The following is a 15,094-nucleotide window of genomic DNA, read 5'->3' as shown; positions in this document are numbered from 1 at the left end:
CCACGTGGACAGTACCGCCACTGATCGTTTTGACACCGACCGGTTCGAGGCCAGCCGGAGCCGGCTGGCCTCGCTGGCCTACCGGCTGCTTGGCTCCGCCGCCGACGCCGAGGACGCCGTGCAGGACGCGTTCCTGCACTGGCAGGCCGCGGATCGGCAGCGGATCAGGGTGCCGGAGGCGTGGCTGACCAAGGTCGTCACCAACCTGTGTCTCGATCGGCTTCGCTCGGCGCAGGCCCGCCGCGAACGCACCGCCGGCGCCTGGCTGCCCGAACCGCTCCTCGACGGCGACCCGATGCTCGACCCGGCCGACACCGCCGAGCGGCGCGAATCGGTCTCGCTGGCCGTGCTGACGCTCATGGAACGCCTGTCACCCGTCGAGCGGGCCGTCTACGTCCTGCGCGAAGCGTTCTCCTACGGCCACGCCGAGATCACCGAGATCCTCGACATCACCGAGTCCGCGAGCCAGCAGCACCTCCACCGGGCCCGGCGCCGCATCACCGTCACGCGCCGTGGCGGCGAAGTCGACCCGGCATCCGCCCGGGAGGTCGTCGAGGAGTTCTTCGCCGCGGCCTCCTCGGGCCGCACCGAACGGCTGGTGGCGCTGCTCACCGACGACGCGACCGCGATCTCCGACGGCGCCGGGCTGACCGAGACGCTCCAGCGGTACGACACCGCGCAGCACATCGCCGCCATCGCTCGGGCCGGCTTGAAGCCCACATCGGCGAAGCGGCGGCTCGCCGGCGGCACGCCCGCCATCCACTACGCGTTGGTCAACGGCGCCCCCGCCCTCCTCTTCGTGGTCGGCGACCGGGTCAGCGGCGTCGTGGCGTTCGACATCGCGGGCGGCAGGATCGCGACCGTGGTCGGCATCGCCGCCCCCGGTCGCCTCGGCCGCCTCTCCGAAGCCTGGCGGCGGCGAGAGCCGGAGACGCCGCTGATCAGCGAGTGGTGAACCCCACGCCGACGGTGGCCGGGGCAGCGCGGCCCGCAGAGCGTGTCGCGAGGGTGTGGGTCGCGCATCGTCCAGGCGCCCGCGGGCGGCGTCGCTCTGTCAGTGGTCTGGTGCATGATCGGCGCGTCGGTTTCCTCTACGGGTTGGAGCGCTGTGTCGATCACAAACGAGCGGATAACGGGCCGTACGTTCCTGCGACCGCTGTACGTGTCCGCGTACTTCCCCGATCAGGTCGTCGACAAGGGCAGGGCGATTCTGCTTCGGCTGTGCGAGCGGATCGAGGCCGAGCAGCCGTCGGATCTGCCGGCCCTGTACGCGCTCACCCATGCCGCCACGGAGGAGTTCAACCTGCTGGCGGCGGAGTTCGAGGAGGCCGGGAGCGAGATCGAGACGGTGGCGCGCGAGGTGATCGCGGAGGACTTCTGGTGTGTCGCGTCGGCCTACGGCTTCTCGGACGCGGACGTGGAGGAGCTGATCGCCCCCCGGGACTGGTGAGCGGCTCGGCCGCCTGGCGGCGACGGCCGCCCACATGGTCTGCTGCCGGCCGTCCGCACCGGACCGCAGCGCGGCATGGATGAGGTCGGGCGGCCCCCGCTTGCGGACCAGCCCGCATACGAGGATCGGCGCCGGGCCGTTGGGGGCGGCCACGCGGCTCAGCGGCGGGGCCGGGCTCAGGCGGTGGTGTGTTCGCGCTGTGCGGCGGCGAGGGCCGCGTCGGTGTCCGCGGCGGCCAGCAGGGCGTTGATGTGGGAGCCGGCCAGGGCTCCGGCCGCGGCGGAGGCACCGACCTGCGCGGTCGGATCGGTGGCGTTGCCCGCCACCCAGACGCCCGGGATCTCGGTGGTGCCGGCCATGGCGGAGGCGAAGCGGCGGCCCATGTTGTCGGGCAGGTCCTCCATCGGCAGCCTCAGACCGTCCAAGCCCTCGGTGCGGGCCTGCGTCCGGGTGGCGACGGCCAGCACGCGCCGCTCCACGAAGCCGCCGTCCGCCAGGCGCACGCCGGCCAGGGCGCCGGACTCGTCGTTGCCGACCTCCCGGAGGGGGGTCTCGACGACGCGGATGTGGCGGGCGGCGAAGCGGGCGCGGGTGTCCGCGTCCAGCGCGGTGCCCTGGGTGAAGTAGACGAGGTCGTCGGTCAACTGGCGGAAGAGCCAGGCGTGGTGGAGCGAGGCGGGGCCGGTGGCGAGGATGCCGATCGGCTCGTCGCGCACCTCCCAGCCGTGGCAGTAGGGGCAGTGCACCACGCTGTGCCCCCAGTGCTCGGCCAGGCCGGGCACCTCGGGCAACACGTCGCGCAGGCCGGTGGCCACCAGCACGCGGCGCGCCGTCACCGTGCGGCCGTCCGTCAGGCTGACGGTGAACCGCGGATCCCCCTCAAGGGACGGCGCGGCCGGCTCGGCCGAGGCCACCTCGCCGAACACGATCTGGCCGCCGTACCCGCGTACCTGCCGCCGTGCCCGTTGGAGGATCTCGGGCGGCGGTGTGCCGTCGAGGACGATGAATCCGTGCATCGCCGCGGCGGGTGCGTTGCGTGGGGTGCCGCCGTCGATCACGACGACGGAGCGGCGTGAACGGGCCAGCGTCAGGGCCCCGTTCAGGCCCGCGGCACCGCCACCGATCACCACCACATCCACGGCCTGGCTCTCAGCGGGCAGTTCGTCGCTCTCGTAGCGGGAAGTCAGCGCGGACATGGCGAACCCTTTCGTCGAGCGTGGCCCCCGTCTCGGGGCCACCCGCACTCGACGTTAGGCCCGAGTTGCATCAAAGGCATACGATGTTGCCTATGACGCAAGAAGATGGCCGGTTGGACAGCCTCGTACGCAAACGGATTCGCGCCCTGCGGGTCGCCCAGGGCTGGTCCCTGGAAGAACTGGCCACCCGTGCCCACCTCAGCCAGTCCTCGCTCAGCCGCATCGAGAACGGCCAGCGACGCCTCGCGCTCGACCAGCTCGTCACCCTCGCCCGCGCCCTGGACACCACCCTGGACCAGCTGGTCGAGAACGCCGCCGACGATGTCATCATCAGCCCGACGATCGACGGCGCCCACGGTCTGCTGCGCTGGCCGGTGAAGGGGGACCCCGGGATCAGCGTGATGCGTCAGCGGATGACCGAACCGCCGCCCGACAACCCCGCCCGGATGCGCGCCCACCCCGGCCGCGAATGGCTTGTCGTCCTGTCCGGCACCGCCACCCTCCTGCTCGGCCATCGCCGGTTGCGTATCGAGACCAACCAGGCCGCCGAGTTCCCGACCATGATGCCGCACGCGATCGGCGCCGAGGGCGGGCCCTGCGAGATCATGGGCATCTTCGACCGCGACGCCCGCCGAGGCCACCAGCGCGACGCCGCCGACGCCAGCGATGGCGGCGACGCTCAGAGCTCCCGCGCGTGACGGGTGCCAAGACCCGGCGCGGGCCGGGTTCTTGCCTGATGGGCAGCAGGCGAGGCGGCTTTCTTGCGTAGCCGGCAAGCGACCGCGCTGGAGACGCATGAGCCTTCTACGGTGTCGCCATGTCCCAAGCACACCAGCACACCCCGCACGGCGAGGGCGGCCACCACCAGGCGCACGACGACGACGGTCAGGCGGAGATCCTGGACCTGGATGCCGAGGTGCTCGCCCAGCACACCGCACTCCTCACCGCCCGACTGCCGGTGCGGACCGAGCCGCGCCGGATCGTGGATCTCGGCTGCGGCACGGGGGCCGGCACGTTCGCGCTCCTTGAACGTTTCCCCGAGGCGCATGTCACCGCCGTCGACACGTCGGCCGGGCATCTGCGGCTCCTGCGCGAGAAGGCGTGCGCCCGTGGAGTGGAGGAACGGGTACGCACCGTGCGGGCCGACCTCGACGCTCCTGGCTGGCCCGATCTCGGAACGCCGGACCTGGTGTGGGCCTCGGCCTCGATGCACCACCTGGCCCACCCCGACCGCGCCCTGGCCAGCGTCCACGACCTGCTCGTCCCGGGCGGCCTGTTCGCCGTCGTCGAACTGGACGGCTTCCCCCGCTTCCTGCCCGCCGACGCCCCCGAGAGCCGGCCCGGTCTCGAAGAGCGCTGCCACCGGGCGACGGACGGCTTCCACGCCGAGCACGTCCCGCACCGCGGTGCCGACTGGGGACCGATGCTGTCCGCCGCGGGTTTCACCGTCGAAGACGAGCACACCATCGAGGTGAACATCGAAGGCGACCGCGGCGAAGCCATCGGCCGCTACGCCCACGGCAGCCTGCGGCGCATCCGAGGCGCCGCCGCGGCGGCGCTCAGCGCCGAGGACCTCGCCGCTCTCGACGAGCTGCTCGACACCGACAGCCCGCACAGCGTCCTGCGCCGCGACGACCTCGCCGTACGAACAGCGCGCACCCTCTGGGCGGCCCGCCGCGCCTGAGCCCCGGCCGCATCCCGCTGCCCCGGGCAGCTCCAGCGCGTCAGCGCCCGGCGGTTGGGCCGTCGCGGGGGCGCCGGCCCCTCGGCCGAGAGCCTGTTCCTCGGACACCCGCAGTGTGTCAGCGGCACTACCGCGCGGCGCGACTGACGCTCCTTCGGACCGCGTACGCCGCCAACCCGACGGCGAGGACACCGACACCGGTGAGGACCGAGGCCAGCGGCAGGGCGAAGGCGAGGACCAGGCAGCCCGCCAACCCGATGACGGGCACGGCGCGCGGGGGGCGTCCTTCGGCCGGGGTCAGGGTGAGGGCGGAGGCGTTGGCGATGGCGTAGTAGGCCAGGACCCCGAAGGAGGAGAAGCCGATCGCCCCGCGCACGTCCACCGTGGCGGCGAGCACGGCGACGATCGCGCCGACGACGAGTTCGGCCCGGTGCGGAACGCCGAAGCGGGGGTGGACGGCCGCCAGGACGTGCGGCAGGTGCCGGTCCCGGGCCATCGCCAGCGTGGTGCGGGAGACGCCGAGGGTCAGCGCGAGCAGGGAGCCCAGCGCGGCGACGGCGCCGCCCGTCCGAACGAGTGGCACCAGCCAGTCGGCGCCCGCGGCCCGTGCGGCGTCCGAGAGCGGCGCGGCGGCGTCAGCCAGCCCGCCCGGTCCCAGCACCGTCAGCACGGCGAGCGCGACGACGGTGTAGACGGCGAGGGTGATGCCGAGTGCGATCGGGATGGCACGGGGGATGGTGCGGGCGGGGTCGCGTACCTCCTCGCCGAGGGTGGCGATACGGGCATAGCCGGCGAAGGCGAAGAACAGCAGGCCCGCGGCCTGGAGCACGCCGCCACCCGTCGCGTCCGCACCGATGTCCAGCCGCGTGGCGTCCGCCTGGGCGGAGGTCAGGGCGGTGACCGCCACGGCGGCGAGCACGGCCAGGACGAAGGCGACGACGCCCCGGGTGAGAAGCGCGGACTTCCGCACCCCGGTGTAGTCGACCGCCGTCACGGCGACCACGGCGGCCACCGCCACCGCATGGGCCTGGGCGGGCCAGGCGTAGGACCCGACGGTGAGCGCCATCGCGGCGCAGGAGGCGGTCTTGCCGACCACGAAGGCCCAACCGGCGAGGTAGCCCCAGAGATCGCCCAGGCGCAGCCGGCCGTAGACATAGGTGCCGCCCGACCGCGGATAGAGGGCGGCCAGTCGGGCAGAGGATGTCGCGTTGCAGTAGGCCACGACGGCAGCGAGGGCCAGGGCGAGCAGCAGCCCGGAACCGGCGGCCCCGGCAGCGGGCCCGAGCGCGACGAAGATCCCCGCCCCGATCATGGAGCCGAGGCCGATCACCACGGCATCCGGCACACCGAGGCGCCGCCGCAACGCGCCCGACCCCGCCGAGGCTCCCACCATGTCCATCCCTCATTCCCTCGCACCGGTCCCCGTCACCGGCGCACGGTAGCCGAGCAAGGTGTCCGGCCGGGGCCCCGCTGCGGCCGACGCCATGGGGCCCGTGGGCCCCGTCGGCGAGAGGATCCGCCCGCCGGATCCACTCGCGGTGTCGCGCTTCCCCTGCCCGCTGATGCCGGCACCCTGACCTGGGGAGTGAATGGACTTCCGCGGGCGGGGGAAGCATGGGTACCAGCCGCTCCCGTCCCCCACGACCAACGCCACCTCCCCGGGACCTCCCACACCACCGATCACGCCATGTGGCGGCCCCGCCGTCGCGTGAAACGATTCACGAACGGAGGAATCATGGCCCCCGTCCCCACCGTCCCCACCGTCCTCGCCCTCCGTGACGTCTGGAAGAGCTTCGGCGCGGTCCCCGCGCTGCGCGGAGCGCACCTCGACCTGCGCGCCGGGGAGGTGCACGCCCTGGTCGGCGAGAACGGCGCCGGCAAGTCGACGCTCATCAAGGTGCTGGCCGGCGTGCACCGCGCCGACCGGGGGGTGCTCGAACTCGACGGGGAGCCCGTGGAGTTCAGGGGGCCCCAGGACGCCAGGGCGGCCGGCATCGCGGTGATCCACCAGGAGCCGGCGCTCTTCCCCGACCTGAGCGTGGCGGAGAACGTCTTCGTCGGCCGCCAGCCGCTCGGTCGGTTCGGCCGGATCGACGAGCGGACGATGCACGCCGAGACGCGGACCCTGCTGACCCGCCTGGGCGTCCCCCTCGCGCCCGACCGCCCGGCGCGCGGCCTGTCCATCGCGGACCAGCAGATCGTCGAGATCGCCAAGGCCGTCTCGTTGGACACCCGCGCGCTGGTGATGGACGAGCCCACGGCCGCGCTGTCAGGACCGGAGGTGGCACGGCTCTTCTCGGTGGTGAACGCGCTGCGCGCCGAGGGCACCGCCGTGCTCTTCGTCTCCCACCGCTTCGCCGAGATCACCGCCCTGTGCCAGCGGGTCACCGTGCTGCGCGACGGCGCACATGTCTCCACCGAGTTGCTCGCCGACACATCCGTGGACCGACTGGTGGCGCGGATGGTGGGTCGCGAGCCGGACGCGCTCTTCGTGCGCCAGGAGGAACAACACCCGGTCGGTGACGTGGTGTTGGAGGTCGAGGGGCTGCGCCGGGCGGGCGTCTACCGGGACGTCGGCTTCACCGTCCGCGCCGGGGAGATCGTCGCCCTGGCCGGCCTGGTGGGCGCCGGGCGCTCCGAAGTGGCGCGCGGCGTCTTCGGCGTGGACCGACGCGACGGCGGAACGGTCCGGGTCGCCGGCCGCGCCCTGCCGCCCGGCCGGCCACGGGCCGCGATGGCCGCCGGCCTGGCGCTGGTCCCCGAGGACCGCCGTCAGCAGGGGCTGGTGCTGGCGCTCTCCGTCCAGCGCAACGCGACGCTGCCGCGCGCCCGCGAGCTCTCCCGCTTCGGTTTCCTCGTCGGCGGCGCCGAGCGGCGCGCCGCCCGCGCGTGGGCGGCCCGGCTGCGCACCCGGTACGGCGATCTCGACGACCCGGTCGGCACCCTCTCCGGCGGCAACCAGCAGAAGGTGGTCCTCGCCAAGTGGCTGGCCACCGCGCCCCGGGTGCTGATCGTGGACGAGCCGACCCGGGGCATCGACATCGGCACCAAGGCCGAGGTGCACCGGCTGATCGCCCGGCTGGCGGCCGACGGGGTGGCGATCCTGCTGATCTCCTCCGAGCTGCCCGAGGTGCTCGGCATGGCCGACCGGGTGCTGGTGATGCGCGAGGGCCGGCTGGTCGCCGAGCTGCCGCGCGCCGAGGCGGACGAGGAACGGGTGATCCGTGCGGCGACCGGTCAGGAGGCCCCGCTATGACGGGCCGTCCGGCCAGGGGCCCGGCCGGTCGGGGGGCGCGGGCATGACCGCCGCCGAGGGCTCATCCGGGAACAGGCGCGGCGGCGCGGTACTGCTGGACGCCGTGCTCCACTTCCGCGCGCTGGGGCTGGTGGTCGTGCTGGTGGCGCTGGTCGGCTCCACCTGGCTGGCCAACTCCCGTTTCCTGTCGGCCCAGTCGATCCGCGACATCCTGCTGGCGACCGCGCTGACGCTGCTGCTGGCCTGCGGGATGACCATGGTGGTGGTCGGCCGGGGCATCGATCTGTCGGTGGCGTCCGTGCTGGGCCTGTCCGCGTTCGGCACGGCCACCGTGCTGAGGGACCACCCCGGGCTGCCCGTTCCCCTCGCCGCCCTGGTCGGTGTCGCCATCGGCGCGGCGTGCGGCGCGGTCAACGGGGTGGTCATCGCCTACGGCCGGGTTCCCGCGCTGGTGGCGACGCTCGGCACGCTCTATGTCTTCCGTGGCCTGGTCTACTTCCTGGCCGGCGGCTCCCGCGTCAACGCCGGCGAACTGCCGCGTTCGTTCCTGGACTTCGGCACCGCCAGGGTGCTGGGCGTGCCCTGGCTCTTCCTGATCGCGGTGCTGGTGCTGCTGGTCGTCGGCGAGTTCCTGCGCCGCCACCGCGCCGGCCGCGACCTCTACGCGATCGGCTCCCACGAGGAGGCCGCCCGGCTCGCCGGGCTGCCCATCCCGTCCCGGCTGCTGCTGGCCTATGTGGTCTCCGGCACTCTCGCCGGGCTCGGTGGGGTCCTCTACGCGGCCCGCTACGGAACGGTCGACGCGTCCGCCGGCTACGGGATGGAGTTGGACATCGTCGCGGCCGTGGTGGTCGGCGGGGTCGCGATCTTCGGCGGCAGCGGCAGCGTCTACGGCGCGGCGCTGGGCGCGCTGCTGCTGACCGTGATCAACAACGCGCTGCCGGTGCTGGGCGTCGATCCGTTCTGGCAGCGGGCCGTCGTCGGTGCCCTGATCATCGCGGCCATCGCCCTCGACCGGTTGGTCGCGCGGCGCGTCGCCACCTCGCTCCGATGGGGGGACGCCCATGTCCGCTGAAGCCGACCGCCGCCCGCTCCGCCTCCCCCGTCGACTCGCCGGCTGGGACGCGGCCGTGGTCCTGCTCACCGTGCTGACGCTGGCCGTGGCCTCGGGCGCGGTGGACGAGTTCGGCACCACCCGCAACGCGACCTTCCTCATCCTCGATCTGGCTCCCGTGCTGCTGCTGGCGCTGCCGATGACCCTGATCGTGGTCAGCGGCGAGATCGACCTCTCGGTGGCCAGCACGGTCGGCCTGACCAGCGCCCTGATGGGTGAACTGTGGGCGGGGGGCTGGCCGTTGGAGACCATCGTCCCGCTGGCCGTGCTGGCCGGCGCGGTGCTCGGGGCGTTCAACGGGCTGTTGGTCACCTTCCTCGGCCTGCCCTCGCTGGCCGTCACCATCGGCACGCTGGCCCTCTACCGCGGCCTGGCCTATGTGCTCCTCGGGGACACGGCGGTCGCCGACTTCGCGCGGGACTACACCCGTTGGACCATCGGCTCGTTGGGCGGCGGCTGGGTGCCCAACGTCGTCCCGCCCATCCTGCTGCTGGTCGTGCTCTTCGCCCTCGTCCTGCACGCGACGCCGGTGGGCCGCTCGATCTTCGCCATGGGCGCCAACGACACGGCCGCCGCCTTCGCCGGCGTGCCGGTGGAGCGGACCAAGTTCTGGCTCTATGTGGTCTCCGGCGCCGTCGCGGGGCTGGTCGGCGTCTACTGGACCCTGCGCTACTCCACCGCCCGCGCCGACAACGCCGAGGGGCTCGAACTGACGGTGGTGGCCGCCGTGTTGCTCGGCGGCGTCTCCATCTACGGCGGCCGGGGAACGCTGTTGGGCGTGGTCGCCGGCGTGGTGCTGCTGACCTCGCTCCAGAACGCGCTGCGGCTGGCGAAGGTCTCGGCCGACGCCCTCACCGTGGTCACCGGCACCCTGCTGATCCTCTCGGTGCTGCTGCCCAACCTCGCCGCCGCCCTGCGCGCCCGCCCGCGCCGCCGCGCGCTGCCGCCCGCCGCGCCGGGCGGCCCCGCCCCACCACCGGCCGCACCTCCCCCCGCCCCCGAGCCGACACGAAGGGATGGCAGCACGCCATGAGCCCCATGATTCGCAGGAGAACACCCCGCCGCACGGCCGGGGCCACGGCTCTCGCCCTCGGCGTGGCCCTGACCCTGGCCGCTTGCGGCGGCACCACCCGGGACGGCGAGGAGGAACGCGACGACGTCCCCGCCGGCGGCGCGAGCGCCGATCCCGACGCCGAGTTCGCGTCCGACCTGAGCTTCGCGATGCTGCCCAAGTCCGTCAACAACCCCTATTTCGAGGCCTCAAGCGAGGGCGCGGCGCGGATCGTGGAGGAGCTGGACGGCTCCTACGAGTACACCGGCCCGTCCGACGCCTCCGCCTCCTCGCAGCTCTCCTACGTCAACGCGCTCAGCCAACAGGCCACGGACGTCGTGCTGTTGTCCGCCAATGATCCCAACGCGCTGTGTTCCGCGCTGGAACAGGCCCGCGACCTGGAGACGACGGTGGTGACGTTCGACTCCGATGTGGCGCCCGAGTGCCGGGACGTCTTCGTCAGCCAGGTCGACGGCGCCGAGGTGAGCGGCACGCTGCTGGAGCTGACGGCCGAACAGATCGGCGGCGAAGGGGAGATCGCCGTGCTGTCGGCGACCGCCAACGCGACCAACCAGAACGCCTGGATCGACGCCATGGAGGCGGAGTTGGCGGAGAACCCGGACTACGCCGACATCGAACTGGTCGCCGTCGCCTACGGGGACGACGCGGACGAGAAGTCCTTCCGTGAGACGCAGGGCCTGCTCCAGGCCCACCCCGACCTCAAGGCGATCGTCTCCCCCACCACGGTCGGCATCGCCGCCGCCGCGCGCTACCTCCAGGGCTCGGAGTACGGGGGCGAGGTGGCCCTCACGGGCCTGGGAACCCCGAACCAGATGCGGGAGTTCGTCACCGACGGCACCGTCACGGAGTTCGCGCTCTGGGACCCGACCCGGCTCGGCGAACTCGCCGCCTACGCCGGCGCCGCCGTCGCCTCCGGCATCATCACCGGCGCCGAGGGCGAGACGTTCACGGCCGGCGAGTTGGGCGAGTACACGGTGGGCTCGGACGGGGTGATCACCCTGGGGCCGCCGGCCCGCTTCAACGCGGACAACATCGACGCGTTCGACTTCTGATCGACACGTTCGACGTCTGACCGCGCGGCTGGTCCAGCGGCCCCCTCCCCCGCTGGGCCGGCCCACGGCCGGTCAGGTGGTCGACAGCTTCGCCACGGGCTCGACCGGCGTCGGCTGAACGGGCCGGTGGCGTTGGGCCCACCGGACGGCGTGCGGTGCCGCCAGGCCGGTGAGGGCGAACATGGCCCCCACGACGTACCAGCCGGGGCGGCCCCAGGAGAGGCAGAGAGCGATCAGCAGACCGGGTCCGAGGGCCTCGGCCAGTCCGGCGCCCAGTCCGAAGACGCCCAGGTACTGGCCGGTGGCGTGGGGTGGGGCGAGAGCGAAGGACACCTCGAAGCTCGCGGCGGTGTGCCAGAGCTCGCCGACCGTGTGGATCACCACGGCGGTGAGGAGCACCGTCGCGGCCACCCACGCCGGTGTGCCCGCGGCCAGCGAGATCAGCGAGCAGGCGACGAGGAAGGCCGCGCCCGCTCGACGGTAGGCGTGGCCGCCGGCGACGGGCGAGTCGACATTGCGGCTGGCCCGCACCTGGAACAGGACGACGATGACGGTGCTGGTGAGCATCGTGCCCGCGATGAGCCAGTGCGGGGCGGTGGTGGCGTTGACCAGCCAGAGCGGAATGGCCACGGTCAGCACCTTGAACTGGATGGCCATGATGCCGTCGAGGGCGGTCAGCAGCAGGTAGGGGCGGTCGCGAAGAGCGATCGAGCGCGGGCCGTCGGCGACGGCGACGGGCCTGACCGGCGGGAGGAGGGCCAGGAGCGTCGCGGAGACGGCGAAGGCGATCGCGTTGCCGACGACCATGAGGTGGTAGGCGGTGAGGGTGCCGACCTGGACGACCCAGGCCGCTCCCACGGCGCCGAAGGAGATGCCGACGTTGGTCACCGCGCGGAGGTAGGCCCGGAACTCCTGCGGCCGGTCCCCCCCGTAGTGCTTGATGAGCGGGGAGCGGGCCGCCACACCGGCCGCCTTCGCCGCCGTGGCCGCGCTGACGACGAGGACGAACGGCCAGAAGCTGTCCGCCAGGACGAAGCCCGCCGTTGCCAGCCCCTGCACCGCGAGGGTGGCCATGTAGACGCCGCGTGCCCCGAGCCGGTCCGCCAGGTGGCCGACCGTCACGCCCAGAGCCAGCGCGAGCGCCCCGGCGATCCCGAGCCCGAGCCCGACCTGGCTCGCCGGAAGCCGCGCCGCCTCGGTGAAGTACAGCACTCCGCCGGTGAGATAGAGGCCGGAGCCGACGGTGTAGACGAAGTTCGAGCCCGCGAGGACGCGTTGGGGCCTGGTGCGCGGTAACAAAGGGGACATGACAGGACCCTACGTCGTCGGCGGGTGGCAAGGATCGGTAAGACTGTTGTGTGTTACTCGTAAGGGCAGGGCGGCCCGGCGGCGGCGCCCGGCCGGCATGCCGGGCCGATCGCGTCCGGCGCGCCGGGGGTCGCGCGGGGAGGGCCTTGCCAGGGTCAGTTGGGCCCAGGTAATCGATGACATGTGCGTTTAGCGTTGCGACATGAACAGCGGCAACCCGCTGGGTGACTTCCCCCGCGCCCGGCATACGAGTACCCCCACGCTCCCGGCTCATCTGCTCATCGGCAGGCGCGAGTTGCGGCAACGTATCGAAGAGCTGACGAGATCCGCGTTCACGGGCCAGGGCGGCGCGCTGGTGCTGGAGGGCGAGGCGGGCATCGGCAAGAGCGCCCTGCTGGCGTGCGCCCAGGACGCGGCGCCCGGGTTTCGGACGGTCCGCACGTCCGGGTCGGAGTTCGAGCAGGAACTGCCGTACTCCGCGCTGCACCAGATGTGTGTGCCGATGCTGAAGTACTTGGCCGAGCTGCCGGAGCGGCATCGCGACGCCCTGCGGGTCGCCTTCGGGCTGGCCGAGGGCACACCCGACCCGTTCCGTATCGGGCTGGCGGTCCTGGGGCTGGTGACGGCGGCGGCCCGGGAGCGGCCACTGCTGTGCTTGATCGATGACGCGCAGTGGGTCGACAGCGCGTCCGCCAGGGCCATGGTCTTCCTCGCCCGCCGGGTCGCGGCGGACCCGGTGGCGATGATCTTCGCGGTGCGCTCGACGCGTGCGGCCGACGGGCTCGGCGAGCTGCCACGGCTGCCGGTCCGGGGGCTGAGCGACGCGGACGCCAAGGTCCTGCTCGCGACCCGCTGCCCGTTCCCGCTCGATGACCAGGTCCGGGATCGGCTCGTCGCCGAGGCCCACGGGAACCCGTTGGCGCTGCTGGAGCTGCCGCGTGCCGGTGGTTTCGTGCCGCCCGACACCTCGTCGGTGCCGACCAGGATCGAGCACGGTTTCCAGGCCAGGCTGGCCGGCCTGTCCGCCGAGGCCCGGCTGCTGCTGCTCGTGGCGAGCGCCGACCTGACCGGCGACCCCGGCCTGCTCTGGACAGCCGCGCGTCATCTGGGCCTCGACGTGGCGCCGGCCAGCGCGGAGGCGGACGCGACGGGGCTGGTCGAGTTCGGCACCCGTATCCGTTTCAGCCACCCGTTGGCCCGTTCGGCGGTCTACCGCGCCGTCGAAGCCGGCGAACGCCGCGCGGCGCACGCGGCGTTGGCGGCGGTGACCGACCCGGTCACGGCGCCGGACCGCCGGGCCTGGCACCGCGCCCAGGCGAGCCCCGGCCCCGATGACGACATCGCCGACGAGTTGGAGAGGTGCGCGACGCGTGCCCAGGCGCGCGGGGGTGTGGCGGCCGAGGCCGCCTTCCTCGAACGCTCGGTGGCGCTGTCGCTGGCGCCCACCCGCCGGATCGAACGAACGCTGCGTGCCGCCCAGGCCAGCTTCGACGCCGGGGCTACCGGCAAGGCCGCTGACCTGCTCTCGCTCCTCGGCACCGCCACGCTGGGGGAGTTCGAGCATGCTGAGGTCGACGTGTTACGGGGCCGGATCGCCTTCATCCGGCACTGCGACGGCTCCGGACCGATGCTGATGGTGCGGGCCGCCCAACGACTGGCGAGCCTGGCCCCGGACCGGGCCCGTGACTGCTTCCTCGACGCCGTGGAGATGAGCCTGTCCGTCGGCCGGGGCGGCGCCGTCATCAACCAGGTCCTCACCGCGGCCCGGTGCATGGCGCCGTCACCGAGTTCGCCGGACGCCCTGGACGCCTTGATCAGGCTGGGCGCCGACGGGCACGAGGCCGCGGTTCCGCTGCTTCGCCAGGCTCTGTACACCATGGGCGACTCGTTCTGGACCCGGCGTCCCGCGCTGGCCATGATGATCGCCGTCGAGCTGTGGGACCTGGACACCCAGGGCGCCATCGGCGCGTGGCTGGTGAAGGCGGGCCGCGCGTCGGGATCGCCGCTGCTGCTGAGGCTCGGCCTGGCCCAGAAGGCGGTCGAGGCGAGCCTGGCCGGCGACATCGGGCAGGCGATCGCCATCACGGCGGAGGAGGCGGCGATCGCCGACGCGACCAACGCTCCCCCGCTGCTGTACCACCGGCTGCATCTCGCCGCGCTGCGCGGCGACCGCGACGAGGCGCTCAAACTGGGCGAGGCAGCCGCCGCGGCGCCGACCACCGCTGGCCCGGGACACGTCACCAACCTGCACTGGACCACGGCGATCCTCAACAACGGGCTGGCCGACTACCCGGCCGCACTGGCCGCGGCCCGCAGGGCCACCGAGCACGGTGCCCTGTTTCTCACCGGAGCGGCCCTGCCGGAACTGATCGAGGCCGCGGTCCGCTGTGGCGACCACACCGCCGCGGCGGGGGCCCTGGACTCCCTCACCGAACACACCCGGTCCAGCGGATCCGCCGCCGGCCGGGGGATCGCGGCCTACGCACGAGGGCTCGTGACCGGCGTCGAGGACCACTACCGGGAAGCCGTCGACCTGCTCACCGAGAGCCCGCTCCGCACCTATCTGGCCCGGGCGCACCTCTTATACGGCGAGTGGCTGCGGCGCCAACACCGCCGGCGGGAGAGCCGTGAGCACCTGCACACCGCCCATGAGCTGCTGTCCAGGGCCGGCGCTGAGGCGTTCGCCCGACGGGCCGCCGCCGAACTGGGCGCCATCGGCGAGAAGGTCCAGGCCCGGTCCGAGCAGACATACGAGAAGCTGACCATGCAGGAGCTTGCGGTCGCCCGCCTCGTCGCCCCGGGTGCCACCTCCAACGAAGTCGCCGCCCAGCTCTACATCAGCAAACGCACCGTCGACGCCCACCTGCGCAACATCTTCCGCAAACTCGGCATCAGCTCGCGCAGACAGCTCAAGGACCACCCCGACCTCGTCCTCAAGAACGCGCCCGACAACCGGTGAGAG

At 73.2% G+C, this 15,094-nt stretch carries 12 protein-coding genes; 9 read left to right on the top strand and 3 right to left on the bottom strand.

All coding sequences use genetic code 11. The features are described from left to right. Positions 1–4: 4 nt before the first annotated feature. Together K4G22_RS30715 and K4G22_RS30710 are read left to right on the top strand one after the other, a co-directional pair. Positions 5–955 (top strand): sigma-70 family RNA polymerase sigma factor, encoded by a 951-nt coding sequence (locus tag K4G22_RS30715; RefSeq protein WP_228083746.1) that lies wholly within the window; start codon positions 5–7, stop codon positions 953–955. A 153-nt stretch (positions 956–1,108) separates the two neighbouring features. After that, positions 1,109–1,450, top strand: coding sequence for a DUF5713 family protein (locus K4G22_RS30710; protein ID WP_228083745.1), 342 nt, complete (start codon positions 1,109–1,111; stop codon positions 1,448–1,450). A gap of 176 nt (positions 1,451–1,626) precedes the next feature. On the opposite strand, the gene K4G22_RS30705 is transcribed toward K4G22_RS30710, so the two are convergent. Beyond that, positions 1,627–2,646, bottom strand: coding sequence for an NAD(P)/FAD-dependent oxidoreductase (locus tag K4G22_RS30705; RefSeq protein WP_228083744.1), 1,020 nt, complete (start codon positions 2,644–2,646; stop codon positions 1,627–1,629). A gap of 92 nt (positions 2,647–2,738) precedes the next feature. On the opposite strand from K4G22_RS30705, the gene K4G22_RS30700 reads away from it, so the two are divergent. Together K4G22_RS30700 and K4G22_RS30695 are read left to right on the top strand one after the other, a co-directional pair. Beyond that, entirely contained in the window at positions 2,739–3,344 is a 606-nt protein-coding gene (locus K4G22_RS30700; RefSeq protein WP_228083743.1) for a helix-turn-helix domain-containing protein, read from the top strand. A 119-nt stretch (positions 3,345–3,463) separates the two neighbouring features. Beyond that, the gene (locus tag K4G22_RS30695; protein WP_228083742.1) at positions 3,464–4,330 is read left to right on the top strand and encodes a class I SAM-dependent methyltransferase; all 867 of its coding nucleotides are present in this window, start codon (positions 3,464–3,466) and stop codon (positions 4,328–4,330) included. A gap of 127 nt (positions 4,331–4,457) precedes the next feature. Here K4G22_RS30695 and K4G22_RS30690 read toward each other — a convergent pair whose 3' ends face one another. Next, positions 4,458–5,729, bottom strand: a complete 1,272-nt coding sequence (locus K4G22_RS30690; protein WP_228083741.1) for an APC family permease — start codon at positions 5,727–5,729, stop codon at positions 4,458–4,460. Between the two features lie 333 nt (positions 5,730–6,062). Between K4G22_RS30690 and K4G22_RS30685 the strand changes: the two genes are divergently transcribed. Genes K4G22_RS30685 through rhaS form a run of 4 tightly spaced genes read left to right on the top strand, consistent with a single transcriptional unit; the run spans position 6,063 to position 10,824 of the window. Further along, a complete protein-coding gene (locus K4G22_RS30685) occupies positions 6,063–7,586 on the top strand; it encodes a sugar ABC transporter ATP-binding protein (protein WP_425336824.1) in 1,524 nt (507 codons plus the stop codon). Positions 7,587–7,629: 43 nt separating this feature from the next. Beyond that, positions 7,630–8,661 (top strand): ABC transporter permease, encoded by a 1,032-nt coding sequence (locus tag K4G22_RS30680; RefSeq protein WP_228083739.1) that lies wholly within the window; start codon positions 7,630–7,632, stop codon positions 8,659–8,661. Beyond that, positions 8,651–9,733, top strand: coding sequence for an ABC transporter permease (locus tag K4G22_RS30675; RefSeq protein ID WP_228083738.1), 1,083 nt, complete (start codon positions 8,651–8,653; stop codon positions 9,731–9,733). Before K4G22_RS30680 ends, K4G22_RS30675 begins: the two co-directional genes overlap by 11 nt. Next, positions 9,730–10,824 (top strand): rhamnose ABC transporter substrate-binding protein, encoded by a 1,095-nt coding sequence (gene rhaS, locus K4G22_RS30670; protein ID WP_425336768.1) that lies wholly within the window; start codon positions 9,730–9,732, stop codon positions 10,822–10,824. Before K4G22_RS30675 ends, rhaS begins: the two co-directional genes overlap by 4 nt. A gap of 72 nt (positions 10,825–10,896) precedes the next feature. On the opposite strand, the gene K4G22_RS30665 is transcribed toward rhaS, so the two are convergent. Then, positions 10,897–12,132 carry an MFS transporter gene (locus K4G22_RS30665; protein ID WP_228083737.1) on the bottom strand — a complete coding sequence of 412 codons (1,236 nt, stop codon included), beginning with the start codon at positions 12,130–12,132 and terminating at the stop codon, positions 10,897–10,899. 202 nt (positions 12,133–12,334) lie between these two features. On the opposite strand from K4G22_RS30665, the gene K4G22_RS30660 reads away from it, so the two are divergent. Further along, positions 12,335–15,091 (top strand): ATP-binding protein, encoded by a 2,757-nt coding sequence (locus K4G22_RS30660; RefSeq protein WP_228083736.1) that lies wholly within the window; start codon positions 12,335–12,337, stop codon positions 15,089–15,091. Positions 15,092–15,094: the final 3 nt, after the last annotated feature.

It is taken from the genome of Streptomyces profundus, assembly GCF_020740535.1.
Taxonomy (GTDB): Bacteria; Actinomycetota; Actinomycetes; order Streptomycetales; family Streptomycetaceae; genus Streptomyces; species Streptomyces profundus.
The sequence above is the reverse complement of the archived record's forward strand: the minus strand, read 5'-3'. Positions and strand labels throughout refer to the sequence as shown.